The following is a 25,999-nucleotide window of genomic DNA, read 5'->3' on the forward strand; positions in this document are numbered from 1 at the left end:
CTGAAAGGCCGGAGAAACGCAAATGCCGAAGATTTGTGTGTCGTGGCTGGTATTCATGGCCTTGTTTCTTGGAGTTGCGCACGCCGAGACCATTGTCGTCGCGGCGTCCGGCAACGCCGGTTTGGAACCTGGAACGAGGCTTGATGAAAGCGTGGCGATTTCCCTGCCCGCGGGAGCCCGGATCACCGTTCTGTCAAGAAGTGGCGCGATGCAGGTTCTGGACGGTCCCTATTCCGGTTTTCCGGCCGGGCAAGCCGAATCTGATCCGGGGCGGACCGCCGAGCCGCGCTGGTCCGCCGTTCTGGCGCTGGTTGGAGATCCGGACGCCCGCTCCAATGTCATGGGCGCGTCCCGGAAGACCGATGGCGATTTTATCGTTCCTCCGGGTATTTGGCATGTCAGTGTCGACAGCTCCGGACCCCGCTGCACGGAACCGGAAAACGTGGTGCTCTGGCGCAGGGACGCTGCGCGGGCGGAAGCCGTTTCCGTTCGCAGCGCCGCCGGACGGCTGACGGATATCGACTGGCCGGCGGGGGATCAAACGCTGACGCTGCCGTCGCCGTTCGCCCTGGATGGCCGGATGATGGTATCGGTCGGCGGCGACCTCCGCGATCTTGAGCTTGCCGTTGCGCCTGTGGATGTTGCCGGGGGGGCTCCAGGCGCCATCCTTGGATGGCTTGTCGATCGCAAGTGCAAGAGGCAGGCCCTGACGTTGATCGAACGGGTGCATGCGGGAATCGGTGCAGGGAACTGAAAACCGGAAGGAGAGACCTGCGTGGACCAAGGGAAGATGCTTGAAGGCGTTCTTGCCAGTATCCAGCAAGGTATCGCCGCCTATGACGACGGCTTGCGGCTTGTCGCCTGGAATGCGCGGTTCCGCGAACTGCGGGACTATCCCGACGACATGGTCTTTCGGGGTCAGAGCCTTGAGGCCTTTGTCCGCTTTGACGTGGAGCGCGGTGAGTTCGGGGATGGCAACCCGGATGCTATTGTCCAGGACATCATGGAAAGGGCGCGCAGGTTCGAGCCGCATTCCTTCGAACGTCCGCGCCGGAACGGCCGCTATATCGAGGTCAAGGGCGGGCCTTTGCCCGGCGGGGGATTTGTCAGCACCTACTCGGATGTCACCGAACGCGTCGAAGCCCGCCTTCAGCTTGTCTCGCAGATGCAAGAGCTGACGCTCGCCCGTCAGGAAACCATTCAAATGATGGACAAGGCGGAGGCGAACCGGCAGCGCGCCGAAGCGCTGCGCGAAAAGGCGGAAAGCGCAACGAAGGCCAAGGATCTGTTTCTGGCCACGATGAGCCATGAAATCCGCACGCCCATGAACGGCATTGTCGGAATGATCGACCTTCTCGCCCATACGGATCTCGACGAAGACCAACGGCACATGGCGTCGACCATCCGTGAGTCGGCCTTCTCACTGCTGACCATCATCAACGATATTCTGGATTTTTCGAAAATCGAAGCCGGCCGGATGGACCTGGAGGCTGTCGGCGTCGGCCTTGCCGATATCGTGGAGGGTGTTGGGGAGACGATGGGGCCGAATGCGAGCGCCAAGGGGCTCTTGCTTTTCACCTTTTGCGATCCGGAAATTCCCGCGCAGGTTCAAGGCGATCCGGTCCGGCTGCGCCAAATCCTGTTCAACCTGCTGGGCAATGCCGTGAAGTTTACCGGAACGGGCTGCGTCAGCCTGCGGGCAGATCTTGCGCGTCTCGAAGCTGGTCAGGCAACGGTGCGCTACCAGGTCAGCGATCAGGGTATCGGCATGTCGGCTGAACAGGTGGGGAAACTGTTCCAGCCCTTCCAGCAGGCCGATCCGAGCACCACCCGTCTGTTCGGGGGAACCGGCCTTGGTCTCACGATCGTGCGGCGTCTGGTCGAATTGATGGGCGGCGCGATCGAGGTGGAGAGCGCGCCGGGGACCGGCGCCGTCTTCACCGTGACCCTCACCCATCCTGTGCCGGGCAGTTCGGAACCTGACGGTCGCGGCGATCTTGCCGGCTTGCGTCTTTTATACCTGGTGCCTGATGAGCCGCTGCGCAATCTGATCGCGAAAACCTACCCGGAAAGCCTCGGGGCAAGGGTCGATCTGGTGCACACGGCTGAGGAGATGGCGGCGGCCGTCCGGGAGGCTTCCGCAGCGGGTCTTCCATACGACGCTGTCCTTTTGGGGCTCGGGTTTGGGGAGACGGATGCAAAGGATCTGGTGGAAGACCTGCCCGGCCATCCGGACCTTGGAGAAACCTGTGTCATCGTCGAGATCCGGTCCTGCGATATTGGCAAACCGCCGCCCGTTGCCGCCGTCCTGACACTCCCCGCGACACCTCTGACACGACGTAATCTGGAAACTGTTCTTAACAGGGCCATGGGCCGGACTCCTTCCACAGCGTCAACCGGGAAGACGGGCTCCGTCGTGCAGCAGATCCCGTCAGCGGATGCGGCTCCCGTTTGCAACGACTTGATCCTGGTCGTGGAAGACAACAAAACCAACCAGGACGTCATCCGGCGCCAATTGAGGCTTCTGGGCTATCGATGCGAGATCGCCGGAGACGGCGAGGCCGGGTTGGCCGCGATCCGTTCGGGACGGTTTGCGATTGCTCTGTCTGACGTTCACATGCCGAGGCTCGATGGTTTCGCAATGACCCAAGCCGTACGGGCCGGGGAGGCCGGAACAGGAAAGCGGTTTCCCATCATCGCCATCACGGCGAATGCCATGGCTGGCGAGGCTGCTCGCTGTCTTGAGGCCGGCATGGACGACTATCTGGCGAAACCTCTCGAGATGGCGAAACTCAAACACCTGCTGGACCGTTGGTTGCCGCCTCGCGAAAACGATGACGAAGGTGCACAGGCAGGGCCAAGGCTTGCCGCCGTTATGCAGCCGGATCTTGACAACGCGCAATGCCAATCGACCGGTGAGGAGGCGCGCGACCCGCTCGACTTGTCGGCCCTGACCGATATCTTCGGTGAGGATCTTGAGACGGTTTGTGAAGTCTTGGCCGATTTCATCGACCCCTCCCGGGAGATGGTGGTGGAGATTGAAACCGCGCTTCAGTCCGGTTCGGCGGCGCAGATCGGCGCGGCGGCCCACAAACTCAAGTCTTCGGCCCGGTCCATCGGGGCGCATGCCCTTGCCGATCTGTGTCAGGTGCTGGACCAAGCGGGCAAGGCCGCAGATTGGTCCACCATTAACGCAGAGTTTCCAAAGCTTGGTCCATCTATGGAAGCGGTTGCGACTGCAATAGACGGATTCCGGCATCAAAAAAGGTGATGTGATGCAGATCATCAAGGCCCTGATCGTCGATGACGATGCATTTATCACCAATCTGACCACCCGTATGCTTGCCAAGCTCGGGATCGAGACGGTTGCAACTGCGCGCGATGGCCGTGAAGGGCTGGAGGCCGTGCAAATCGAGCGCCCGGACATCATCCTGTGCGATCTCAACATGCCTGGAATGGATGGGCTCGAGTTTCTTCGCCATCTGGCGGATCGCGGCGCGGATTGCGCGATCATATTGATCAGCGGGGAAGACAAGCGGATTCTTCAGACAGCGCGGCAACTGGCCGAAGCCCATCGGCTGAATGTGTTGGGGGTTGTGCAGAAGCCGCTCAAGCTCGAACCGCTCAAAGCGATGATAGACGCACATGGTGCTCAGACCTCCCGGTCACCGCGTCCGCCTTTGGACATTCTTACTCTGGAAACAGTGAGGGCGGGTCTCGCCTCGGATTGCATCGACGTCTTCTTTCAGCCGAAGGTCTCGGTGGCTGATCGCCGTCTCACGGGCGTGGAGGCACTCGTGCGTTGGCGGGACGGGGATGGCCGCCTGGTGCCGCCCATCGCGTTTCTATCTGTTGTCGAGGAAAACGGCCTGATCGACGAGCTGACGGATCAGGTGTTCCGGAAGTCCATGGCGACCGCGGCGCACTGGCTCCGGGAGGGGTTGCGCATCCAAGTCGCCGTCAATTTTTCCGTCGAGTCCCTGACCCGCTTTCAGGTCCATGATCTCGTTGTCTCGGCCGTTGCCGAGAACGGCATTGATCCCGAAAACGTGATCCTGGAGGTCACGGAAAGCCGGATCATGGAAAACGTGACAGCGCCCCTGGAGATTCTGACAAGGCTCCGACTGAAGGGCATCGGATTGGCCATCGATGACTTTGGAACCGGGGCATCCTCAATGCAGCAACTCAAGCGGATTCCCTTTACTGAACTGAAGATTGACCGGGCTTTTGTCGACGGGGCGCCGGCCGACGAAGAAGCGCGCGCCATGTTGGAATCCAGCGTGGACCTGGCCAAGCGGCTCGGTCTGAAGACGGTGGCCGAAGGTGTCGAAACGCAAGCCGAATGGGATCTTGTGTCCGCGCTCGGTGTCGATACCGTTCAGGGCTATTTCGTGGCCAAGCCGATGCCGGCCGACGCTTTGCTCACCTGGGCCCGGGAAAATGGCGCCATAGCAAGCGGTTGATCCTGAAGACACACGGGTGTCTCACTTATACTTTGGGCTGTATGCATCCGAAACGGAGCGATGAACGAGCCGTTTTCGGTCGTTCTTTAGTCGAAATCATTACATAGTCTAAACTCGTGGTTTTATCGGTTCTGTGGTGCCGAAGGGCATCGGGATCTCTCCGGTCGGTTTTTGAAACTCTCCGCTGACGCTATTTCAGCTGCGCGTTTGTGTGATTCTTAAGTATCTGAAATATATTATAAAAAATTTCGACACGCTGATTCGAGTGGCAGGCCGGCGCGCAGCTGGAAGATGCCATGCCGGCCGGAAAGGGCGCAGGTATTCGCCGTGCCGCGCGAAAGGGCACCGCTTGTAGCGGTCTGCCCGCAATACTGCAACGTCTACTTTCGTTCGGGTTCTCTCCAATCGATCCCGTAAGTAGTCGTCATTATGTTTCGATCGCACGCGTCACTCTAGACTTGCCGCAAATTTCGAAAGGTCATGACGGCTGCGACGGACAAACGGTTCGCAACTGCCCTGCCGGTTGGTTTTGCCGAAGCCGTGTTCTGACACTGGGAATACAGGCCTGAACCTCATAGGGGCAGTTGTATCCTGTGTGAAAAGGAAAAGCATCGGCGGCCCGACTGGGGCCTTTGAAAGTATTTTGCCGTGTTGTCCAAGCACAACACGGTAAAAATGGCGTCCGGACGACTTGGAGGAGACCTTATGTCCGATAATTCTTCAAATAATGAATACTGGTCCGCGAATATGCGGATCATCAAAATCTGCCTCGTTATATGGGCGCTGGTGTCTTTCGGCTTTGGCATCTTGCTGCGGCCGTTGCTGAGCGGCATTTCGGTTGGAGGATCGGACCTTGGCTTCTGGTTCGCGCAACAAGGGTCCATTCTGGTCTTTCTTGCGCTTATTTTCTTCTATGCCTGGTGGATGAACCGACTTGATCAAAAGTACGGTGTAGACGAAGAGTGAAGGCAGTCATCATGGATCAGTTTACAATAAACTTGCTTTTTGTTGGTGCGTCCTTTGCACTCTACATCGGCATCGCTATTTGGGCCCGAGCCGGGTCCACTTCCGAATTCTACGCTGCAGGGCGTGGCGTCCATCCTGTCACCAATGGTATGGCAACCGCTGCTGACTGGATGTCGGCCGCATCCTTCATCTCCATGGCAGGTCTGATCGCCTTCACCGGCTATGACAACTCGACCTACCTCATGGGTTGGACCGGTGGCTATGTCTTGCTCGCGTTGCTTCTCGCGCCCTATCTGCGCAAGTTTGGCAAGTACACGGTCTCGGAATTCATCGGCGACCGGTTCTACAGCCAGACGGCACGGATCGTTGCGGTTGTTTGCCTGATCGTGGCGTCCGTGACCTACGTGATTGGTCAGATGACCGGTGTTGGCGTTGCCTTCGGCCGCTTCCTTGAGGTGAGCAACACAGCCGGCCTTCTGATCGGTGCCGCGGTTGTTTTCGCCTACGCAGTGTTTGGCGGCATGAAGGGTGTTACCTATACACAGGTGGCCCAGTATGTTGTTCTTATCACCGCCTACACCATTCCTGCGGTCTTCATTTCCCTGCAACTCACCGGCAATCCGATCCCCGGTCTCGGCCTGTTCGGCAATGACCTGGCCAGTGGCGAGCCGCTGCTTGCCAAGATCGACCAGATCGTGACCGAACTCGGCTTTGCCTCGTACACCGGCCACCATGCCAACACTTTGAACATGGTGCTCTTTACCTTGTCGCTGATGATCGGTACGGCCGGCCTTCCGCACGTCATCATGCGCTTCTTCACCGTCCCGAAGGTCTCGGATGCCCGCTGGTCCGCAGGCTGGACCCTTGTCTTCATTGCCTTGCTCTACGTCACCGCTCCTGCAGTCGGTGCCATGGCGCGGCTCAACATCACCGACATGATGTGGCCAAATGGCGGGATCACCGGCGGAGCCGTGACGCTTCAGCAGATCGAGGACGATCCGAAGTATGACTGGATGGACACGTGGCAGAAAACCGGTCTTCTGGGTTGGGAAGATAAGAACGGCGATGGCCGGATCCAGTACTACAACGATGCCAATTCCGACATGCAGGCCGTCGCCGAGCAAAACGGATGGGTCGGGAATGAACTGACCAATTTCAACCAGGACATCCTGGTTCTGGCCAATCCGGAAATTGCCAACCTGCCCAGTTGGGTGATCGGGTTGATTGCGGCGGGCGGGCTTGCCGCGGCTCTCTCGACAGCAGCGGGGCTATTGCTGGCGATCTCGTCGGCGGTCAGCCACGACCTGATCAAAGGCGCGATCGCTCCGGGAATTTCAGAAAAAGGGGAACTGCTCTCCGCCCGAATTGCGATGGCGGCGGCGATTGTCGTGGCGACCTATCTGGGGCTCAATCCCCCCGGGTTCGCGGCCCAGACAGTGGCGCTGGCCTTTGGATTGGCGGCCGCCTCGATCTTCCCGGCTTTGATGATGGGGATCTTCACCAAGGTGAACAGCCGTGGTGCGGTGGCCGGAATGATCGCGGGTATGTCCGTGACGCTGATCTACATCTTCCTGCACAAGGGCTGGTTCTTCATTCCCGATACCAACACCTTCAGCGATAACGATCCGCTTCTCGGCCCGATCAAGTCGACCTCATTCGGCGTGATCGGAGCACTGGTGAATTTCGCAGTGGCGTATTTCGTATCGAAGGCGTCCGGACCGATCCCTGCCGATATCGAGCGGCTGGTCGAAAGCGTGCGGATTCCCCGCGGCGCCGGTGTGGCCCAAGACCACTAGGCAGGCGGTGCGGGGCTTTGTCCGCAAGGCTCCGCACCTGCACGTTTCCATCCTGCCCGGCCTGGCCGGGCGGGACTTTTTCTTCGATGAAAAGGTTTGAGGAATGTCGTTGAGCCCCGAACAGATCCTTCGGTTTTTCAAATCCGTTCATCCCTACGACGCGCTTTCCCCGGATGTTCAGGCATCCCTGGTTCGAGACACAGAGGTTTGGACCTTACAAGAAGGCGGCAGCATCTATGAGTTCGGCTCTGAACTGCCCGGGCTTTTCATCATCTACGAAGGCGCCGTGGAGATCCGGGATGAAAACGGATCCGTCATCAGCCGTCTCAGCATGCGAAATTCATTTGGCGAACGCGGCTTGTTGCTCAACGGCCGGGCCGTGACCCAGGCGAGGGCGGAAGAAGCTTCGACACTGCTCGTCGTCCCGCCTCGTATGTTCCAGGACTTGATCCAGAATCACAGCGCGGTTGCCCGGTTCTTCGACCGTGGCCGGAAGGTCAACCTTCCGCAAAATGATCTCGCTTCAAGCCGGGTCGAGACTTTCATGACACGAACCCCATTGACCTGCTGTTTGGGAACAACGGTTCAAGCCGCGGCCCGGCAGATGCGGGATAGTTCCGTGTCTTCCCTATGCGTGACCGATGAAAACGGCGATCTGGCGGGGATCGTGACCCTGCGGGATCTGTCAGGCAAGGTTCTCGCCGAGGGCCTGCCGATTGAAACGGCTATCGAGAAGGTCATGACATCCGACCCCATGACGCTCGCACCGTCGGCAATCGGATCCGATGTTTTGCATTTGATGATGGAACGGCGGATCGGCCATGTGCCGATTGTCGAAGGACGCCGCCTCTCAGGAATTGTGACGCAAACCGATCTGACCCGTTTTCAGGCGGTGAACTCGGCGGAGCTTGTCAGCGAGATTACACGGGCGCAGTCGGCCGAGGACATCGCCAAGGTCACCGGCCGGATCCCAAAACTGCTGGTTCAACTTGTGGCCGGGGGGCGGCGCCATGAGGTGGTGACGCGTTTGATCACGGATATCGCGGATACCGCGACCCGCCGGCTTTTGGGATTGGCCGAACAAGAGCTCGGGCCTCCGCCTGTGCCTTACCTCTGGCTGGCCTGCGGATCACAGGGCCGCCAGGAGCAGACTGGGGTGAGCGATCAGGACAATTGCCTGTTTCTGGACGATGGGGTGAGCGTTGCCGATAGAACCGGGTATTTCGCCGATCTTGCGCGATTGGTGACGGATGGTTTGAACACCTGCGGCTATGTGTATTGTCCCGGAGACATGATGGCGACCAACCCGCGCTGGTGCCAGCCCATACATGTTTGGAAGAACTATTTCACTGGCTGGATCCACACTCCGGATCCGGAAGCGCAAATGCTGAGCTCGGTGATGTTCGACCTGCGCCCGATTGGCGGCGAGATGAGCCTGTTTCAGAACCTGCAGGCAGAAACCTTGGAGCTTGCTTCGAAAAATTCGATCTTCGTGGCCCATATGATTGCCAATTCCTTGAAGCACACACCTCCGCTGAACCTGCTTCGCGGGCTGGCGACGATCCGGTCCGGCGAGCACAAGAACTCCCTCGACATGAAGCTGAACGGCGTTGTTCCGGTCGTGGATCTGGCCCGGATTTATGCGCTCAGGGGGCAAATCACGGCCGTCAACACGCGTGCCCGGCTGGTGGAAGCCCGCGAGACCGGTCAACTCAGCAAATCGGGCGCCGGGGACTTGCTGGACGCCTATGACCTGATTGCCGAGACACGGCTTCAACATCAGGCCTCGCTTGTGAAGTCGGGGCAGGCGCCGGACAACTTTTTGTTGCCGTCCGCGTTGTCGGACTTTGAGCGGAGCCACCTGCGAGATGCTTTTGTCGTCGTCAAGACGATGCAGTCAGCGGTCGGGCACGGGCGCGGCATGCTAGGCTAGGTCATAGAGGGGCATTTTGCCGGAAACGCCCGAAGATGACCGGCCAATCAAATGGGATCACTTCGGGGCGTTCATGCAAGGCCCGCTGATCTTCAAAGGGACGACATGCGCAGGCCGGCGCAAGACCTGGCCGCGCTGAGGGAGGACCGGAATGTTCGTCGAACTCATCGCAACCCTGATTGCGGGGCTGGCCGGAGCCGGGTTGGTCATGTTGGCCAACCTGATGATCGGCCGCCGTTTGCCGCGATGGTTCGCGCCCGTCGGCGCCGGCGCGGCCATGCTCGCGACAACCATTTCCAGCGAGTATGGCTGGTACGCCCGAACCACGGAGACTCTTCCCGAGGGCCTGATTGTCGCTGAGACCGTCGAGAACCGGGCACTCTACCGCCCTTGGACTTACGTAAAGCCGTTCGTCGAACGGTTTGTCGCGGTCGATACCGTCACACTCCGCAATCATCCGGATCAGCCGGGCCTCAAACTCGCGGATGTCTACTTTTTCGGGCGCTGGGCGCCGGTGCATAAGCTTCCCGTGCTTGCCGATTGTCCCGGATCGCGGCGGGCGGCGCTGGCCGACGGAATTTCCTTCGGCACGAGTGGACAGATCGAGGGTGCGGATTGGATCCAAGTTCCGCCAGCCGACCCTGTCGTGCGGACGATTTGCGGGGCCGGGTGATGTTGCGCTCGCTTAGTCTGCGGCTTCGGATCTTCTTGATGTTTGCCGGTCTCGCGGCTGCGGGCTGCGCAGGTGTCGGAGGTGCTCTCTACGCGGGGTATCTACGGGCTTCAGAGGCCGGGCCGGAGGCGGGCTTCGTGTTTGCCGGAATTTTGGCCCTTTTCATTCTGGCGGCGATTTGCACCGGCGTTTGGCTGCTCTTTGATGAAAATGTCGCCAAGCCGATTCAGCGGATTTCGGCGGCCATGCGGGTCAAGGCCCATTCCGATCCGGGCATCTCCATCGATCTGGAACAGGCTCGCTACCTCGGCGATCTGGCGCCCGCGATCGGGGCGGTCACCGGCCGGCTCGCCAGCGTCATGGAAGATGCGGATCAGGAGGTGGCGGCGGAAACCTCCCGGCTTGCGGCTGAACGGGCCTATCTGGCACTGCTGTTGACCGAGATCCCCGTTGCGATTGTTCTTGTCAGTCCAACCCATCAAATCATGCTCTATGACGGCCAGTCGGCGGATATTCTCGGGCAAGTTCATGTTCCGCGCTTGAGTTCTTCGGCCTTTGACTATTTCAACGAAGGTGATCTTCGAGCCGCCTATGACCGTCTTTCGGGTCATGGCGGCGAGGTTGAAGCCGAGGTTCGGGGCGCGCGCGGCAATTTTTCCTTCCGGTTGAAACTGAAGAAGCTCAGTCAGGCCTCGGGTTACATGATCCTGATCGACAGCGCCGAATCCAAGCTGGCTCCGGCGGCCGGGCGCCCATTAATCTATGATTTCGATCTGTCGGAGCACGAATCGGAACGCGCCATCGAAGACCGGAAGCTGCGCGATCTGAGTTTCGCCGTTTTCGATACGGAGACCACCGGTTTGATGCCCAGCAAGGACGAGATCGTCCAGATCGGTGCCGTTCGGGTGGTCAATGGCCGGGTTGTCGTTGGCGAGGTGATGGATCAACTGGTGGACCCGGGCCGGCCGATTACACCTGCCTCCACGAAGGTCCATGGGATCACGGATGCCATGGTGGCCGGCGCGCCCGATGCTCCGACCGTGGTTGCGCGGTTTCACGAGTTTGCCGAAGGCTCTGTGATTGTCGCGCATAACGCACCGTTCGACATGGCCTTCCTCAAGCGGCACGGCCAGGCTACGGGCTTGGCGTTCGATCATCCGATTGTCGATACCGTGCTGCTTTCGGCGGTGGTGTTCGGGGCGACCGAGGACCACAGCCTGGATGCCGTTTGCGCGCGGCTGGGCGTTGTCATTCCTCCTGAAGACCGCCACACCGCTCTCGGCGATGCCAGGGTCACCGCCGCGGTCCTTTGCAAGTCGCTGCCTATCTTGAAATCGCGGGGGATAGACAGCTTCGGCGATCTGGTGCGGGAAACCCGAAAGCACGGCCGTTTGCTGAAAGACATGAATTAGACACTTGTCCCGACTGGACAGCGCCGGTTCATGGATTGGGCGCTCGTGCCTGGCCCGGCGCAGGTTTGACGCCGGTCTCGTCAGCGCCTGTTTACGGGCCGCTCCTGGCAGACAAAGCCGATGGTGCACGATGCATTGTCTTTCGTGGGCGCGAACGCCCGTTGAAGGATCTGGGTGTTGCTCACGCAATAGCGCCCATTGGCAACGAAACGCTCGAACGTGAATTGCCCTGTTGTCAACACGGCGGCGCCGCGTGATTGCACCAGTGTGCGTGCCTCGAGGCAGGTCATTGTCCGGGTGTCTGGACGGGCCTGGGCATTTGCGCCCTCAATCAGGAAGCCCTGGGCGGCCACGATCATAGCAGCGGTCAGCCAGCGGATTGGAGGCGTTTTCCGCCAGGTGAAAACCTGTTCCATGTGACGTCTCCGTGTGTTCCGCCCGGCCTCAATATGCGGGCGATGTCGGCATGGTCAATATGACTTCGATCACAAGAAAGAGAATGAAACGATAACGGTCTTCCAACTCGTTGCCAGATCTGGGTTCTACGGCATCGGTCGTTTGTGAGAAACGCCCAAAGATGCTTGGAGTCTCAGGGGCCGCTCAGCTTTAGTTGGTGAGCCGGTTCTGAATGAACGCCACCTGGTCTAGACGTTCTTGAGATGCTCAAGCAGTGATTCTTTCGCGCCCTCGATATGCGCCCGCGTGAGTTCTGAAGCGAGGTTGGCATCGCCTTTCTCACACGCGTCGAGAATGGCGAAATGCTCGCGGCCAGCCCGCTCCATGCCGTTTGACATGACCAACTGGGCGCGTATCTGCCGTTCGACCCGATCGATGGCGTTGTTGGCCACATCCTGAAAGAACTTCAGGTCGCTGGCGCTGTAGAGCGTTTCATGAAAGGCGCGGTTTAGATCGCCATAGGCCATCGGTTCGGTGCAGGACGCGAATGCAACGCATTTTTCTCTCGCTTGGGTCAGAAGGTCTTTGGACATGCGAGGCACGGCATCCCGCATGATCTCCGGTTCGATAAGCGCTCGCAGATCGAAGACTTCCGCGGTTTCTTTTGGCGAAAGCCCTGCGACGATCGCTCCCTTGTAGCGTTGGGTCTTGACGAGGCCCTGCTCTTCAAGGCGCGATATCGCTTCGCGGACGGGTATGCGGCTTGTGTTGAAAAGACGGGCAATTTCGTCCTGACGCAAGGGTTCTCCCTCCGCCAGTTCTCCCTCGACGATCGCTTTGCGCAAGGCATCGAACACAATCGATGACGCCGATGCGGTCGCAGAAATATCCATCGATTTCAATTTCATAGCCGGGATCTCCTTGAACGAGCGTTTTACGGCAACTCGACTGTCGTTTGAAGGGAAATGTCATATTGAATATTTTATATTGAATATTGGATCCAATTAGGCTATCGGTTGCCCGTCGAGGGAGTACCGTGGGCTCCAGCCCCGTGCAGAAAAACTCGAACCAAAAAACTCGCACCAAAGAGGGGAACTCATGTTGAAGAAAATCATGGCAGCGGCAGCCTTATCGCTTGCCGCATCCGTTCCGGCGGTTGCCGATACACTGGACGACGTCGTTGACCGGGGTACGTTGCGCTGCGGTGTCGTTCTCGACTTTCCGCCGATCGGATACCGTGACGCCAACAACGAGCCTGCGGGCTTTGATGTCGACTACTGCAAGGACCTGGCCGCCGCGCTGGAGGTCGATGCCGAGATCCTCCCCGTGACCTGGGCCGAACGTTTGCCGGTAATCGTGACCGGCCGTGCAGATGTCGTGTTCGGGGCCACCTCGGACAGCCTCGCGCGGGCCAGAACCGTCGGGTTTACCATCCCCTATGCCGTTTACTATGCGCAAGGCGTGGTGAATGCGCAGAGCGGAATCGAGACTTTCGAAGACATCCGGGGCAAGCGCGTGGCCGCCGCCGTTGGCACGGTCCCGGAGCAGGAATGGCTGAAAATCGCAAAGGAGTGGGGCGAAGAGGGGCTCTATCAGGGGTATCAGTCAGAAAACGAAGTGTTTCTTGCCGTGGCGCAGGGCAAGGCAGATATCGGCATCACAACCAACACCGCCGTGAAGCCGATCACCGAGCAGTATGACACCGTAATCGCCGGGCCCCGCATGCCATGGACAACGGACTACACCTCCGTCGTCGGCAAGCGTGAGGACGTGACTTGGCTCAACTATCTGAACCTGTTCATCACGCACCAGGTGCGCTCGGGCCGCTACGCCCAGCTTTGGGGCAAGTATGTCGGCGGGGAGGCACCAGACCTCCGCATTCCGGGTGTGATGTACTGACCGCTGATCAATCAGGCCGCCCTGCCCGGGTTTCGGGTGGGGCGAGGCGGAGCTTCAAAACCTCATGTTTGACTACAACTTCCATTGGCGGCCGGTGATGAAAAATCTGCCGGATCTGCTGGAAGCGGGTCTGTTGACGCTGCAGGTGGCCGTGCTTTCGATGGTGATCGGCATAGGTATCGGGTTGTGTCTGGCGTTGATCCGCATGAACCGGAACGGCGTGCTGTATTGGCTGGCAACAGCGTGGGTGGAACTGGCGCGCAACACGCCGGCCCTCTTCCAGTTGTTTTTCTTCGGCTTCGGTATCGGCGCTTTCGGGGTGCACCTGACGCCATTCGCGATTGTATTGGCTGCCCTGAGTTTCAATTGCGCCGGTTACCTTGCCGAAAACTTCCGGGGCGGTTTTCAGGCCGTGCCCGAGACCCAAATGCGCGCCGCGCGTTCCCTTGGGATGACGCAATGGCAGACCTATACCCGCATCATCATCCCTCAGGTCTTTCGCATCGTCTATCACCCGATCACCAATCAAATGGTTTGGGCGGTCCTCATGTCCTCGCTCGGGATGTTGGTCGGCTTTCGTGAACTGAGCGGCGAGACACAGTTTTTCGCCAGCCGGACCTTCCGGATCTTCGAGTATTTCGCTGTCACCGCCGTCATTTACTACGTGATCGTGAAATGTATCCTTGCCGCTTCGCGCCTTCTGGCCATGCGCTTGTTTCGGTACTGAGGAGGCCGTCATGGATCAGACCATCAGTTTCTTCTCGGGCTTTACCATCAAGGACGTCTGGTTTTTGGGCGAGGCGGCGCTTCGCACACTCTGGACTTCGGTCTTGTCGATTTCCATCGGAACCGCGCTGGGTGTGATTTTCGGCTGGTTGCTCCACGAGGGCCGGATCCTTGCAGCGCTCACTCTCGCGCCGGTTCTGGATATCTTCCGGTCGGTCCCGCTGATCATTCAACTCGTGCTCTTCTACAATTTTGCGCCGATCGTCGGTCTCAACCTGGATCCATTCTGGTCCGGAGTGGTGATCCTGACGATCTATACCGCAGCGCTGGTTGCAAACGTGGCTCGCGGCGGGATCGAGGCGGTCGGAAGGCCAATGCGCCGCGCGGCCCGGTCGCTGGGTATGAGCTACTGGCAGGACATGCGCCACGTGGTGCTGCCAATCGGCGGGCGGGCGGTATTTCCCGCGTGGGTCGGTGTTGCCCTGGGTGTCATGAAGGACAGCGCCCTGGTGTCGGTCCTCGGCTACGTGGAGCTTCTCAAAGCGAGCCAGATCCTCATCACCCGGACCCAGGAACCGTTCCTCATTCTTTCGCTTGCGGGTGCGTTTTACTTCGCCCTGTCCTTCCCGATCTCGCGCTATGCCGCAAAACTGGAAAAAAGGTGGGCCCAATGATCGAGATACGCGGCCTTGAAAAATACTTCGGCGCTCTTCAGGTTCTCAAAGGCATCGATCTTGATGTGCGAAAAGGTGAGGTTCTGTCGGTGATCGGGGCATCGGGCTCCGGCAAATCGACACTGCTGTATTGCATCAACGGTCTGGAGCCCATCCAGAAAGGTTCTGTCTTCGTCGATGGCACCGATGTTCATGCAAAAGGAACGGACATCAACAAACTGCGCCAGAAGCTGGGGATGGTGTTCCAGCAATGGAACAGCTTTCCCCACATGACGGCGCTGGAAAACGTTGCGCTCGCACCGAGGATCGTGCGCGGCAAATCCAGCGGCGAGGCGCGTGAGATCGCTGTCCGGCAACTCAAGCATGTCGGTCTTGAGGACAAGCTGAATGTCTATCCCAGCGCGCTGTCCGGTGGACAGCAGCAACGGCTTGCGATCGCCCGCGCGCTTGCAATGGAGCCAGCCTATATGTTGTTCGACGAAGCGACATCGGCGCTTGATCCGGAACTCGTCGGTGAGGTCCTGGATACGATGCGCCTTCTGGCGGACGAGGGCATGACGATGATCTGCGTCACCCATGAAATGGGATTTGCTCGGGATGTTTCGGACCGGGTCGCTTACTTTCATCGAGGTGTGATGGAGGAGATCGGCCCGCCGTCTCAGATATTCTGCGATCCCCAATCGGAACACACCCGCAAATTTCTCGCCAATGTGCGTTAACCTCACAGCCGGTTCATATTCGCGGCGCGCTCTCGCCAGCGTGTGAGCTGTCGCGCCGGTCCGGTATTCAAGGAGCCAAACATGACGTGCAATATTTTTACCGGCTGCATGCCGGCCCTCATGACCCCGTGCAAGCCCGACCGAACGCCTGATTTTGAGGCGCTTGTCGAAAAAGGGCAGGAACTGGTGAACGCAGGCATGTCCGCCGTGGTTTATTGCGGCTCGATGGGCGATTGGCCTCTGTTGACCGATGATCAACGGATGGAGGGTGTCGAGCGCCTGGTCAAGGCGGGTGTTCCGGTTGTGGTAGGGACCGGTGCCGTCAACACCGCGTGCGCCGTAGCCCATGCCGCCCATGCCGCCAGGGTGGGCGCGCATGGCTTGATGGTCATCCCAAGGGTTTTGTCACGCGGAAGCTCGCCCGCCGCGCAGCGCAGCCATTTCAGCGCGATTCTGAGCGCTGCTCCGAACCTTCCGGCAGTGATCTACAACAGCCCCTACTACGGATTTGCGACCCGCGCGGAGCTCTTCTTCGATCTGCGGTCCGAATTCCCGAACCTGATTGGTTTCAAGGAGTTCGGCGGGGCGAGCGACTTGCGCTATGCGGCCGAAAACATCACCTCGAAGGATGAGCATGTGACGTTGATGGTCGGTGTCGATACGGCTGTCTATCACGGGTTCGTCAATTGCGGGGCGACGGGCGCGATCACCGGGATTGGCAATGCAATCCCGAAGGAGGTTCTGCATCTGGTTTCGCTTTGCAAACTGGCGGCGCAAGGCAATGCCGAGGCCCGCCGGCGCGCGCGCGAACTCGATGAAGCGCTCGCAGTCCTGTCAAGTTTCGACGAAGGGCCGGACCTGGTTCTCTATTACAAGCATCTGATGGTCTTGAACGGAGAGGAGGCGTACCGTCTGCACTTCAATGAAAGCGATGCCCTCACGGACGCGCAGAGGAATTACGTTGAAACCCAGTATCGTCTCTTCAAGGCGTGGTATTCGGATTGGTGCAAGCAGCAAGGCGCGATGGCCGGATGCGCGTGATCGACAGTCATACGGCGGGCGAACCAACCCGCGTTGTTCTGGACGGAGGGCCCGATCTTGGATCCGGTCCGCTTGCCGACCGTGCCCGGCGGCTGGAGGCGCATCATCTCGATTTTTGCGCCTCGATCGTTCTGGAGCCACGGGGGCATGATGCGATCATCGGCGCGCTTCTGGTGCCGCCGGACGATCCTTCCTGTGCCGCTGGCGTGATCTATTTCAATAATCTCCAGAACCTTGGAATGTGCGGCCATGCAACCATCGGCCTGGGTGTGACCTTGGCGCATCTCGGCCGGATCGGCCCGGGGCAGCACCGTCTGGATACGCCGGTGGGACAAGTCTCGTTCGATTTGCAAGATGCCCAGACAGTGTGTGTGGAGAATGTCGAGAGCTACCGGTACAGGAAGAATGTCAGGGTTGAAGTCGAGGGCGCTGGTCCTGTCACAGGGGATGTTGCCTGGGGCGGGAACTGGTTCTTTCTGGTGAAGGAGAGCCCGATCTCGCTTCGGGGGGAGAATATCCGCGCCTTGACGGATTTCACGCTGAAGGTGCGCTCGGCTTTGGAGCGGGCCGGTATCACGGGCCGGGATGGTGCCTGGATCGATCATATCGAGCTGTTCGGGTCGCCTATGACACCGGGTGCCGACAGCCGGAACTTTGTGCTTTGTCCAGGCGGGGCATATGACCGTTCACCTTGCGGGACCGGATGCTCGGCAAAGCTCGCCTGCCTTTCCGGGGACAATGCGCTGGCGCCCGGACAGCCATATGTCCAGGAAAGCATCATCGGCAGCACATACACCATCAGCTATCGGCACGGCATAAACGGCGGCGTTATTCCAAGCGTTACCGGAAAGGCGTTCGTGACATCCGACGCCACGCTGATCTTCAATCCGGCGGACCCGTATCGGTCGGGCATCCGCCTCTGACATTGGAAGCCAATCATGGATTACAAGAATTTCGTCGGTGGACACTGGCTGGAGACCCCGGACGGGGTCCCGAACATCAATCCGTCCGACGTCAGCGACATTCTGGGGTATGCCGCGAACGCGGATGCCGCGCAGCTCGATCAGGCGATCGATGCGGCTCATCAGGCGGCCCCTGGCTGGGCCGCCTCCACACCGCAACAACGATTTGATGTGCTGGATTTTGTCGGCACCGAACTTCTGGCCCGCAAGGCGGAACTGGGGCGGCTGTTGTCCCGCGAGGAGGGAAAAACGCTGCCGGAAGGGGTCGGCGAGGTGGCGCGCGCCGGTCAGATTTTCAAGTTTTTTGCCGGCGAAGCTTTGCGTCTTGCCGGCGAAAGACTGGCTTCCGTGCGCCCGGGGATCGATGTTGACGTCACCCGCTCCGCCATCGGCGTGGTCGGCCTCATTACACCATGGAACTTTCCCATTGCGATCCCGGCCTGGAAAATCGCGCCGGCGCTTTGCTACGGCAACACGGTTGTGCTCAAACCTGCCGAACTCGTTCCCGGATCCGCGCATGCCCTGACCGAAATTCTTTCCCGTTCGGGGCTTCCCGACGGCGTCGTGAATTTGGTGATGGGGCGCGGATCGCACATCGGGCCCCAGCTTGTGGAAAGCGCCAAGGTGAATGCGATCTCCTTCACCGGGTCTGTGCCGACCGGACGCGGGATTGCCGCCGCCTGCGGCCGGCACTTGAAAAAGGTGCAGTTGGAGATGGGCGGCAAGAACCCGATGGTGGTGCTGGACGATGCCGACCTCGACGTCGCTGTCGCCGCATGTCTGAACGGTGCTTTTTTCTCCACCGGCCAGCGCTGCACGGCCAGTTCCCGGTTGATTGTCACCGAGGCGATCCATGACCGGTTCGTCGCGGCCCTGACCGGGGCCATGACGGCGCTCAATGTGGGCAACGCGCTGGAAGATGGGGTTCAAATGGGACCGGTGGTGGATGAGCGTCAGCTTCAGCGCAATCTCGACTATGTGGATATTGCGGCGAAGGAAGGTGGTCGCGTTCTGGGCGGGGAGCGGCTCAACCGGGAAACCGAAGGCTTTTACATGGCGCCCGCGCTCGTGAGCGAGACCGACAATGGCATGCGCATCAACCGCGAAGAGGTTTTCGGACCGGTGGCGTCGGTGATCCGGGTGAAGGATTACGAAGAAGCGCTCCATACCGCGAACGATACGGAGTTTGGCCTTAGCGCCGGCATTTGCACGACCTCGCTGAAACATGCCAGCGATTTCAAGGCAAGAGCGCAGGCCGGCATGGTGATGGTCAATTTGCCGACGGCCGGGGTCGACTACCATGTGCCCTTCGGGGGCACCAAGGGATCCAGTTTCGGGTCGCGGGAGCAAGGGCGCTATGCCGCCGAGTTCTACACGACGGTCAAAACCGCCTACACGCTTCCCTGACCCCCAACGCTTTGGAAAACACTCCCATGGCGGCTTCCATGCCTTCCGACATGATCGTGATTGGTGCCGGTATCGTCGGCATCAGCACAGCGCTCGCCTTGCAGTCGAGAGGGCGCGCCGTGCTTGTGCTCGACCGGCCTGACCCGGCGCTCAAGGCCTCCGCCATGAATGCGGGTGCCTTTGCCTTTTCCGACATTGTTCCTCTGGCAACGCCAGGCATCATGCGCAAGGCTCCGAGGTGGTTGCTGGATCCGTTGGGGCCCCTGTCGGTGCCGCCTGTGTATGCGTTGAAAATCGCTCCATGGATGATGCGCTTCTGGCGTGCCAGCTGGCCGGATCGGTATCGCGCTTCCATGAAAGCTCAGGCGTCGTTGATGCGGGTGTCGCAAGCCGCCTTGACGCGCCAGGTCACCGATGCGTCCGCCCAACATCTGCTGCAGGCCGAAGGTCAACTCCAGCTTTATGAGGGGGAACGGGAATTCCGGGCCAGCCTGCCGGGCTGGGAGCTGCGGCGTGAACATGGGATCCGGTTTGAGTTGCTTGAAACCCGGGAGGCCATTGCCGCCTATCAACCGGGCCTGGATCCCCGGTTTACCCATGCGGCCTATACACCGGATTGGACGAATACATGCGATCCGGCCCGGTGGCTGAGCCATCTTCGTCACGTTTTTGAAAGCCGGGGCGGGCGCTGCGAGGCGGAAGACGTTCTCCGTCTGGTTCGGCATGAGGACCATATCGAGATCATGACGACAAACAAAGCCGTCACTACCCGGCAAGTTGTCGTTGCCGCGGGCGCATGGTCGCACAGACTTGCCGCCTCGCTTGGCGATCACATCCCGCTGGAAACCGAACGGGGCTACAACACGACCCTGGACAAAGGGGCCTTTGATCTGAAAACGCACCTGACATTTCCCGCCCACGGGTTTGTGGTGACCAAGATCAATGGCGGCGTGCGCGTGGGAGGTGCGGTTGAACTCGGCGGGCTTGCCCTTGGTCCGAACTACAGGCGCGCCGACATCTTGCTTGAAAAGGCCCGCCGGTTCCTGCCGGACCTGAAAACCGAAGGTGGTTCGCAGTGGATGGGGTTCCGGCCATCCTTGCCGGACAGCCTCCCGGTGATCGGCCGCTCACCCGGCGACGGGCGCGTGCTCTACGCGTTCGGCCATGGTCATCTCGGTCTTACCCAATCGGCGGGAACCGCCGAGCTGATTGCCGATCTTGTGGGCGGAAACCGTCCGCCGATCGATCTGACTGCCTTTTCCGCCAGCCGCTTTTGAGGATACCCGATCATGAAGATTTCCGCCCTCACCGTCTATCAGGTCGACCTCCCGCTGAAAGAGGGGCGGTATAGCTGGTCCAACGGAAATTATGTCGAGGTGTTCGACAGCACGGTGGTCGAAATCGAAACCGACAACGGGCTGAAGGGGTATGCCGAGTGCTGCCCGCTCGGATCGGCTTACCTTCCGAGCTTCGCACGCGGTGTTCGGGCCGGTCTGGAAGAATTGGCACCGCACCTGATCGGCCGTGATCCCCTGAACATTGGCGAGATCAACCGGGTGATGGACGCGGCCTTGCGTGGACACCCCTACGCCAAGGCCCCGGTCGATATCGCGTGCTGGGATCTTCTGGGCAAGGCAACCGGGCAGCCGGTGTACACATTGCTTGGCGGGGCAGTGCAGGACGATGTGGTGCTGTATCGGGCGATCAGCCAGGAGGATCCGGACGCGATGGCCCGTAAGATCGAAGGCTATGCAGCCGAGGGATACACGAAGTTTCAGCTCAAGGTGGGGGGCGACGCCGATGCGGATATCGAACGCATAAGGGCCACGCGCGCCGTCTTGCGACCTGCCGATCTTCTGATCGCCGATGCCAACACCGGCTGGACCAAACAGGAGGCCGCCCGTGTCGTGGGGGCAGTGTCCGATCTTGATGTATACATCGAGCAGCCGTGTGTGACCTATGAGGAAAGCTTGTCCATTCGCCGCCGAACTGCGCTGCCCTTTGTTCTCGACGAGGTCATCGACAGCGTGAATACCCTAGTGCGGGCCTTGGCCGAAGATGCGATGGACTGCATCAATCTGAAGATCTCGAAAGTTGGCGGGCTGACCAAAGCCAAGCTCATGCGGGATGTGTGCGTGGCGCATGGCATACCCATGACCATTGAGGACACCTGGGGCGGGGATATCACGACGGCGACGATCGCCCATCTTGCCCGTTCGACCCCGGCCGACTTCACTTTTTCGGCGACGGACTTCAACAGCTACGGCACGGTCGAGATCGCCGAAGGCGCACCGAGACGGGTGAATGGCCGAATGACGGCGCCGGACCGTCCGGGCCTTGGTATTTCGCCGGTTTTCCAGGCCTTGGGTGAACCTGTCGCCAGGTATGTGTAGGGGGCGCCATGCGTAGCACAAAGACCATTCATGTGATCTCCTGTCATGCCGAAGGCGAAGTCGGTGACGTCATTGTTGGCGGGGTCTTGCCTCCACCGGGGGAAACGCTTTGGGACCAGCGCAATTTCATTGCCAGTCACGCTGGCCTGCGCAACTTCGTTCTGAACGAGCCACGCGGCGGTGTGTTCCGCCATGTCAATCTGCTGGTCCCGCCGCGTCATCCGCACGCGGACGCAGCCTTCATCATCATGGAGCCGGAAGACACCCCGCCCATGTCCGGGTCCAACTCAATTTGTGTTTCAACCGTTCTGCTGGACAGTGGCATCGTTCCCATGCGGGAGCCCGTCACGGAGATGGTTCTCGAAGCGCCGGGCGGATTGGTCCGGGTGCGGGCCGAATGCAGAAACGGCAAGGCGGAGCGGATCTTTGTTCAAAACCTCCCCAGTTTCGCGGACAAGCTGGCGGTGCCCCTGGACGTGGAGGGTTTGGGCACCCTGACAGTGGATACAGCCTATGGCGGCGACAGCTTCGTCGTGGTGGATGCCAGGGCGCTCGGATTTGCCATTGCCGAAGACGAAGCCAAGGACCTCGCCCGGCTGGGCGTTCGCATCACCAATGCGGCAAATGAACAGCTTGGTTTTTCTCACCCGGAAAACGCGGGCTGGAACCACATTTCCTTCTGTGCCTTTTGCGGTCCCGTGTCGAGAACCGGGAGGACCCTCACCGGACGGTCCGCCGTGGCGATCCAGCCTGGAAAAATCGACCGCTCTCCAACTGGAACGGCCGTGTCCGCGCGCATGGCGCTGATGGCAGCGAAGGGGGAAATGAGGGTGGGGGACAGTTTCGAGGCGATGTCCATCATCGGGTCCACGTTTACCGGGCGGATCCTGGGCGAACAGGCCATTGGCGGTCGGAAAGGAATTCTGCCGGAAATCTCCGGGCGGGGATGGATCACCGGACTGCACCAGCACATGCTGGACCCGGACGACCCCTGGCCCGAAGGATACCGGCTGAGCGATACATGGGGCGCCTAGAGCAATTTCAGTAAAAGTTGGAGACTTTTACGCTCGCGAAATTGCGAAAAAACCAGAACATAGAGCATTTCAAGTGATTCAGCTTTCACGAAAAATGCTCTGGAGTAAGTGCCCGGTCAGATTGAAGCGGGACGCTTTGATCCGGCCGCGACAAATTGCTCTTTGCTGTTAAGTTTCAGAGTGTCCGTCCCAGACCCGATTGAACGCGAGGCGGTCCAATCCTGTCAGGAGATACCTTGAAACCAGCGGGTGGCCGCTCGGCATGTGTTCCGGACTTGTCTCCGAAGTATCGCGTCGAGCAGCAAACCGGACAATGGGCCTTATTCGGCGGGTGCCGCGGCCGGTTCCGGAGTGGTGGACCGTGTCACATCGACCGACAGAATGACCCTCAGCAAGGGGGGCACCGTCAGGAGGGTGAGGAAGGCCGACATCGAAAGACCGCCGACAACGACCGCGCCGAGCCCGCGGTAGAGTTCGGAACCCGCTCCCGGAAACAGAACAAGGGGCAGCATCCCGCAGATGGATGTCAGGGTGGACATGAAGATCGGGCGGATCCTGTTCCGGGTCGCTTCCTCGATGGCGGCGGCGGGTGCCATTCCTTCCTCACGCAGATGATAAAGCGTTTGGTGCACGATCAGGATTGCGTTGTTCACCACGATGCCGACCAGAATGACGAAGCCCAGCAGGGTCAGCATATCCAGGGGCTGGGTCTGGAACTGGTTCAAAAGGGCAAGTCCGCCAACACCGCCGGCGGCTGCGACGGGAACCGAAATCATCACCACAAGCGGCAGCAGGAAGGATTCAAACAGGATCACCATGACCAGGAAAACGATCAGCATCGCCACCACGAGGTTGATCTGGATCGCATTCCAGGTCTGGGACAGCTGATCGGCCGTGCCCGATACGGACAGCTGAACGCCGGGAGGCAGGCCCTGATTGTTGAGGACATCGACAACTTCCGCTTCCAGGAGTTCGACAGCGGCTTCCAGTGGCAGGGCGTCCGACGGCCGAACTTCCAAGGTCACGGTGCGCAACCGTTCCCGGTGCAGGATTTCCGTCGGTCCCGCCGTGAGCCGGACTTCGGCGAGTTCCGATACCGGAATGATCTCGCCATTCGATGTCACGACGGGGAAGGCTCCGATATCCTGGGTCCGAAGCTCACCCAAGGCGCTCGGATCGCCCAGAAGCTTCAGGTCGAGCCTGCGGTTACCGACGCTGATCTCGGCAATACGGATGCCGTCATTATAGGCGTCGACCGTGCTGGCCAAGGCCTCGGTGGTCAGCCCGGCATCGGCGAGGCGCACCCGGTCGGGAACGATCCGCAATTCCGGCGCGCCAAGCTCCAGACCCGGTATCGGACGGAATTGGTGGCCATCGGATCGTGGGAGCACATCTGAAATCAAACCGGCGGCTTGCCCTGCGACCCCGAGGATCTCCTCCAGTTCGTTCCCGGACACGTTCAATTCGATGGTCCGGCCTCCACCGACGCCGCGGCCAAACAATGAGGGCTGCGTCATGAAACCAAATGTGCCGGGCTCCGAAAAGATCGGGCGTGAAAGCAAGGGGATCAATTCGCCAACCCGCGTTTCGTCCACGGCTGCGGCCCCTACGAAACTGTTGCCCGGGGTGGCGACGAAGAAAAAGCTGCTGACCGCCGGGGCGCCATCGTTGGTGGCTGGGGCCGGCCGTGCTTCCCAAAGCGGCCGGGCCACATCCTCGATCCGCTCGGCGATGGTTTCGGTCGTGTCGAGATTGTAGCCGGGCGGAGGGATCAGGAGGCCGAACACCAGGTTGCGGTTCCCTTCCGGCAGATACTCCAGCTTGGGCAAAAAGGCCCAGGCGAGCGTCAGGGCGCCCCCGGCGATGACCGCCACCATGACAAGACCAATCGCCCGGAAGCGGACGGTGAGCTTGACATAGGCCATGACTAGCCAGCTGAAAGCCGCCGCGACGTGATCAATTCCGGGCAGGCGGCGTGTGCCGACTTCAGCTCCGGACAAGAGCCGGGAGGAAAGTGCGGGAATCACGGTGACGGCGACGAGGAGGGACAGAAGCACCGAGACCGAGATCGCCACCGCGATATCGCGGAACAACTGGCCGGCCTCAAGTTCCATCATGAGAATTGGAATGAACACCATGACCGTGGTGAGGGCCGAGACGAGGATCGCGCCCCAGACCTGGCGCGTGCCCTCATAGGCGGCCTCGCGCTTCGACATCCCTTTTTCCCGCAGCCGGTAGATGTTTTCCAGAACGACGATGGCGGCATCGACGATCATGCCGACCGCGAACGCGATCCCGGCAAGAGATATCACATTGAGGGTTCGCCCGGTCCCAGCCATGGCCACGAAGGTGGCGACGATGGAGACCGGAATGGCCAGGGAAATCACCAAGGTGGCGCGCGGGCTCCGCAAGAAGAGAAGCAGGACCCCGGCTGCAAGCAGCCCGCCGATCCAGATATTCTGAACCACAAGATCAATCGCGCCCTGGATGTAGATGGTCTCGTCGTAGACCTGTTCCATGATCAAGCCGGCATCGGCCACCGGGCCGGCCGCGAGCTCATCAAGAACCGTTTTGACCTCTTCCATGGTTGCGATGACGTTGGCGCCCTGTTCGCGAACGATATTGAAGGCAAGGCCGGGTTCACCCCGGAATCGAAGGCGGGAGGTTCGCTCCTCATAGGCAAACGCCACGTCCGCCACGTCGGCCACAAGCACGCGCCCGCGCGCGCCGCCATTGGCCGAGCGCTCGGATCTCAAGACGACGCTTTTCACCGCGTCCACCGTGTCGAGACTGCCTTCGGCGCGCACGACATAGCGCCGTTTGCCTTCGTCCACGTTCCCGGCCGACAGGGAGATATTCTCGGCCCGCAACTGGCGGACGACATCGGGGATTGTCAGCCCATACCGTGCGAGTTCCTCGGGGCGGATAACGATCTGCAACTCACGTGTGACGCCGCCGAAGACATTGACGGTCGATACCCCATCCACCCGCTCGAGCCTCTCCTTGATCACATCTTCAAGGAAATCGCCATATTCGGGAAGGGCGCGGGTGTTTCCAGCTTCGGCGCGCAGGGTTACCCAGGCGATCGGACTGTCGTCCGAGCCTGAGGTGTTCAGGGTCGGTTCGCTTGCCTCGGCAGGATACCCGTCGACACGGTCGAGACGGTTCGACACGAGAAGAAGGATGTCAGCCATCTCGGATCCGATGGCGAATTCCAGGGTGACCTGGGCCCGGCCGGTGCGCGACCGGCTTGTCATTTCCTCCAGGCCTTCAAGTCCGCGAAACGCGTCTTCCTGCAAATTGACGATTTCACGTTCGATTTCTGCAGGAGCGGCTCCCGGCCAGTTTGTCTCGATCACGACCACCGGTTTACGGACATCCGGCGCGAGTTGCACCGGGATCCGGGTGAGGGCCAGGGCGCCGAACATCACAGCCATGGCGACGACGGCCAGAACGGCAACGGGGCGTTCGATGGCAATGCGGATTGGGTTCATGAGATCTCGCC

At 60.2% G+C, this 25,999-nt stretch carries 21 protein-coding genes; 18 read left to right on the forward strand and 3 right to left on the reverse strand.

The features are described 5' to 3' along the window. Window positions 1-22: 22 nt before the first annotated feature. The 8 genes from F0184_RS01450 (at window position 23) to F0184_RS01485 (ending at window position 11,243) form a co-directional block, all read left to right on the forward strand. Window positions 23-754: a hypothetical protein gene (locus tag F0184_RS01450; protein WP_150493712.1), complete on the forward strand. Its 732-nt coding sequence runs from the start codon at window positions 23-25 to the stop codon at window positions 752-754. Window positions 755-775: 21 nt separating this feature from the next. After that, window positions 776-3,271, forward strand: coding sequence for a PAS-domain containing protein (locus F0184_RS01455; protein ID WP_150493714.1), 2,496 nt, complete (start codon window positions 776-778; stop codon window positions 3,269-3,271). Window positions 3,272-3,275: 4 nt separating this feature from the next. Further along, window positions 3,276-4,463 (forward strand): EAL domain-containing response regulator, encoded by a 1,188-nt coding sequence (locus F0184_RS01460; RefSeq protein ID WP_150493716.1) that lies wholly within the window; start codon window positions 3,276-3,278, stop codon window positions 4,461-4,463. Window positions 4,464-5,168: 705 nt separating this feature from the next. Beyond that, window positions 5,169-5,429, forward strand: a complete 261-nt coding sequence (locus tag F0184_RS01465) for a DUF4212 domain-containing protein (RefSeq protein WP_150493718.1) — start codon at window positions 5,169-5,171, stop codon at window positions 5,427-5,429. An 11-nt stretch (window positions 5,430-5,440) separates the two neighbouring features. Beyond that, entirely contained in the window at window positions 5,441-7,225 is a 1,785-nt protein-coding gene (locus tag F0184_RS01470; RefSeq protein WP_150493720.1) for a sodium:solute symporter family protein, read from the forward strand. 103 nt (window positions 7,226-7,328) lie between these two features. Beyond that, window positions 7,329-9,158 carry a DUF294 nucleotidyltransferase-like domain-containing protein gene (locus tag F0184_RS01475; RefSeq protein WP_150493722.1) on the forward strand — a complete coding sequence of 610 codons (1,830 nt, stop codon included), beginning with the start codon at window positions 7,329-7,331 and terminating at the stop codon, window positions 9,156-9,158. A gap of 151 nt (window positions 9,159-9,309) precedes the next feature. Beyond that, window positions 9,310-9,831, forward strand: coding sequence for a hypothetical protein (locus tag F0184_RS01480; RefSeq protein WP_150493724.1), 522 nt, complete (start codon window positions 9,310-9,312; stop codon window positions 9,829-9,831). Then, window positions 9,831-11,243 carry a 3'-5' exonuclease gene (locus F0184_RS01485; protein WP_150493726.1) on the forward strand — a complete coding sequence of 471 codons (1,413 nt, stop codon included), beginning with the start codon at window positions 9,831-9,833 and terminating at the stop codon, window positions 11,241-11,243. The genes F0184_RS01480 and F0184_RS01485 overlap by 1 nt, the downstream gene beginning before the upstream one ends. Before the next feature lie 80 nt (window positions 11,244-11,323). On the opposite strand, the gene F0184_RS01490 is transcribed toward F0184_RS01485, so the two are convergent. Together F0184_RS01490 and F0184_RS01495 are read right to left on the reverse strand one after the other, a co-directional pair. Further along, a complete protein-coding gene (locus tag F0184_RS01490) occupies window positions 11,324-11,659 on the reverse strand; it encodes a hypothetical protein (RefSeq protein WP_244298947.1) in 336 nt (111 codons plus the stop codon). Between the two features lie 228 nt (window positions 11,660-11,887). Further along, window positions 11,888-12,547, reverse strand: a complete 660-nt coding sequence (locus F0184_RS01495) for a GntR family transcriptional regulator (RefSeq protein ID WP_150493728.1) — start codon at window positions 12,545-12,547, stop codon at window positions 11,888-11,890. A 190-nt stretch (window positions 12,548-12,737) separates the two neighbouring features. On the opposite strand from F0184_RS01495, the gene F0184_RS01500 reads away from it, so the two are divergent. The 10 genes from F0184_RS01500 to F0184_RS01545 all read left to right on the forward strand — a co-directional run bounded on the left by F0184_RS01500 (window position 12,738) and on the right by F0184_RS01545 (window position 22,494). After that, window positions 12,738-13,538 (forward strand): transporter substrate-binding domain-containing protein, encoded by an 801-nt coding sequence (locus tag F0184_RS01500; RefSeq protein WP_150493730.1) that lies wholly within the window; start codon window positions 12,738-12,740, stop codon window positions 13,536-13,538. A gap of 64 nt (window positions 13,539-13,602) precedes the next feature. Beyond that, window positions 13,603-14,265 (forward strand): amino acid ABC transporter permease, encoded by a 663-nt coding sequence (locus F0184_RS01505; protein WP_150493732.1) that lies wholly within the window; start codon window positions 13,603-13,605, stop codon window positions 14,263-14,265. A gap of 10 nt (window positions 14,266-14,275) precedes the next feature. Then, window positions 14,276-14,938 carry an amino acid ABC transporter permease gene (locus F0184_RS01510; RefSeq protein WP_150493734.1) on the forward strand — a complete coding sequence of 221 codons (663 nt, stop codon included), beginning with the start codon at window positions 14,276-14,278 and terminating at the stop codon, window positions 14,936-14,938. Then, window positions 14,935-15,657: an amino acid ABC transporter ATP-binding protein gene (locus F0184_RS01515; RefSeq protein WP_150493736.1), complete on the forward strand. Its 723-nt coding sequence runs from the start codon at window positions 14,935-14,937 to the stop codon at window positions 15,655-15,657. Before F0184_RS01510 ends, F0184_RS01515 begins: the two co-directional genes overlap by 4 nt. A gap of 81 nt (window positions 15,658-15,738) precedes the next feature. Beyond that, window positions 15,739-16,698: a dihydrodipicolinate synthase family protein gene (locus tag F0184_RS01520; RefSeq protein ID WP_150493738.1), complete on the forward strand. Its 960-nt coding sequence runs from the start codon at window positions 15,739-15,741 to the stop codon at window positions 16,696-16,698. Then, window positions 16,689-17,621: a 4-hydroxyproline epimerase gene (locus F0184_RS01525; protein ID WP_150493740.1), complete on the forward strand. Its 933-nt coding sequence runs from the start codon at window positions 16,689-16,691 to the stop codon at window positions 17,619-17,621. The genes F0184_RS01520 and F0184_RS01525 overlap by 10 nt, the downstream gene beginning before the upstream one ends. A 15-nt stretch (window positions 17,622-17,636) precedes the next feature. After that, complete coding sequence (locus F0184_RS01530; protein ID WP_150493742.1) at window positions 17,637-19,067, forward strand: aldehyde dehydrogenase family protein; 1,431 nt, start codon at window positions 17,637-17,639, stop codon at window positions 19,065-19,067. Between the two features lie 38 nt (window positions 19,068-19,105). Beyond that, entirely contained in the window at window positions 19,106-20,344 is a 1,239-nt protein-coding gene (locus tag F0184_RS01535) for an NAD(P)/FAD-dependent oxidoreductase (RefSeq protein WP_150494596.1), read from the forward strand. Window positions 20,345-20,356: 12 nt separating this feature from the next. Further along, a complete protein-coding gene (locus tag F0184_RS01540; RefSeq protein WP_150493744.1) occupies window positions 20,357-21,460 on the forward strand; it encodes a cis-3-hydroxy-L-proline dehydratase in 1,104 nt (367 codons plus the stop codon). An 8-nt stretch (window positions 21,461-21,468) separates the two neighbouring features. Beyond that, window positions 21,469-22,494 carry a trans-3-hydroxy-L-proline dehydratase gene (locus tag F0184_RS01545; RefSeq protein ID WP_150493746.1) on the forward strand — a complete coding sequence of 342 codons (1,026 nt, stop codon included), beginning with the start codon at window positions 21,469-21,471 and terminating at the stop codon, window positions 22,492-22,494. Between the two features lie 320 nt (window positions 22,495-22,814). On the opposite strand, the gene F0184_RS01550 is transcribed toward F0184_RS01545, so the two are convergent. Further along, the gene (locus F0184_RS01550; RefSeq protein WP_150493748.1) at window positions 22,815-25,988 is read right to left on the reverse strand and encodes an efflux RND transporter permease subunit; all 3,174 of its coding nucleotides are present in this window, start codon (window positions 25,986-25,988) and stop codon (window positions 22,815-22,817) included. Window positions 25,989-25,999 lie beyond the last annotated feature (11 nt).

The sequence above is a fragment of the Roseibium aquae genome, from assembly GCF_008711285.1.
GTDB classification, from domain to species: domain Bacteria; phylum Pseudomonadota; class Alphaproteobacteria; order Rhizobiales; family Stappiaceae; genus Roseibium; species Roseibium aquae.

Bases quoted from the DNA above. Each gene is read 5' to 3' on its own strand.
- F0184_RS01450 (WP_150493712.1), top strand. From the start codon at position 23: ATGCCGAAGATTTGTGTGTCGTGGCTGGTATTCATGGCCTTGTTTCTT.
- F0184_RS01460 (WP_150493716.1), top strand. From the start codon at position 3,276: ATGCAGATCATCAAGGCCCTGATCGTCGATGACGATGCATTTATCACC.
- F0184_RS01465 (WP_150493718.1), top strand. From the start codon at position 5,169: ATGTCCGATAATTCTTCAAATAATGAATACTGGTCCGCGAATATGCGG.
- F0184_RS01470 (WP_150493720.1), top strand. From the start codon at position 5,441: ATGGATCAGTTTACAATAAACTTGCTTTTTGTTGGTGCGTCCTTTGCA.
- F0184_RS01475 (WP_150493722.1), top strand. From the start codon at position 7,329: ATGTCGTTGAGCCCCGAACAGATCCTTCGGTTTTTCAAATCCGTTCAT.
- F0184_RS01480 (WP_150493724.1), top strand. From the start codon at position 9,310: ATGTTCGTCGAACTCATCGCAACCCTGATTGCGGGGCTGGCCGGAGCC.
- F0184_RS01485 (WP_150493726.1), top strand. From the start codon at position 9,831: ATGTTGCGCTCGCTTAGTCTGCGGCTTCGGATCTTCTTGATGTTTGCC.
- F0184_RS01490 (WP_244298947.1), bottom strand. From the start codon at position 11,659: ATGGAACAGGTTTTCACCTGGCGGAAAACGCCTCCAATCCGCTGGCTG.
- F0184_RS01495 (WP_150493728.1), bottom strand. From the start codon at position 12,547: ATGAAATTGAAATCGATGGATATTTCTGCGACCGCATCGGCGTCATCG.
- F0184_RS01500 (WP_150493730.1), top strand. From the start codon at position 12,738: ATGTTGAAGAAAATCATGGCAGCGGCAGCCTTATCGCTTGCCGCATCC.
- F0184_RS01505 (WP_150493732.1), top strand. From the start codon at position 13,603: ATGTTTGACTACAACTTCCATTGGCGGCCGGTGATGAAAAATCTGCCG.
- F0184_RS01510 (WP_150493734.1), top strand. From the start codon at position 14,276: ATGGATCAGACCATCAGTTTCTTCTCGGGCTTTACCATCAAGGACGTC.
- F0184_RS01515 (WP_150493736.1), top strand. From the start codon at position 14,935: ATGATCGAGATACGCGGCCTTGAAAAATACTTCGGCGCTCTTCAGGTT.
- F0184_RS01520 (WP_150493738.1), top strand. From the start codon at position 15,739: ATGACGTGCAATATTTTTACCGGCTGCATGCCGGCCCTCATGACCCCG.
- F0184_RS01525 (WP_150493740.1), top strand. From the start codon at position 16,689: ATGCGCGTGATCGACAGTCATACGGCGGGCGAACCAACCCGCGTTGTT.
- F0184_RS01530 (WP_150493742.1), top strand. From the start codon at position 17,637: ATGGATTACAAGAATTTCGTCGGTGGACACTGGCTGGAGACCCCGGAC.
- F0184_RS01535 (WP_150494596.1), top strand. From the start codon at position 19,106: ATGCCTTCCGACATGATCGTGATTGGTGCCGGTATCGTCGGCATCAGC.
- F0184_RS01540 (WP_150493744.1), top strand. From the start codon at position 20,357: ATGAAGATTTCCGCCCTCACCGTCTATCAGGTCGACCTCCCGCTGAAA.
- F0184_RS01545 (WP_150493746.1), top strand. From the start codon at position 21,469: ATGCGTAGCACAAAGACCATTCATGTGATCTCCTGTCATGCCGAAGGC.
- F0184_RS01550 (WP_150493748.1), bottom strand. From the start codon at position 25,988: ATGAACCCAATCCGCATTGCCATCGAACGCCCCGTTGCCGTTCTGGCC.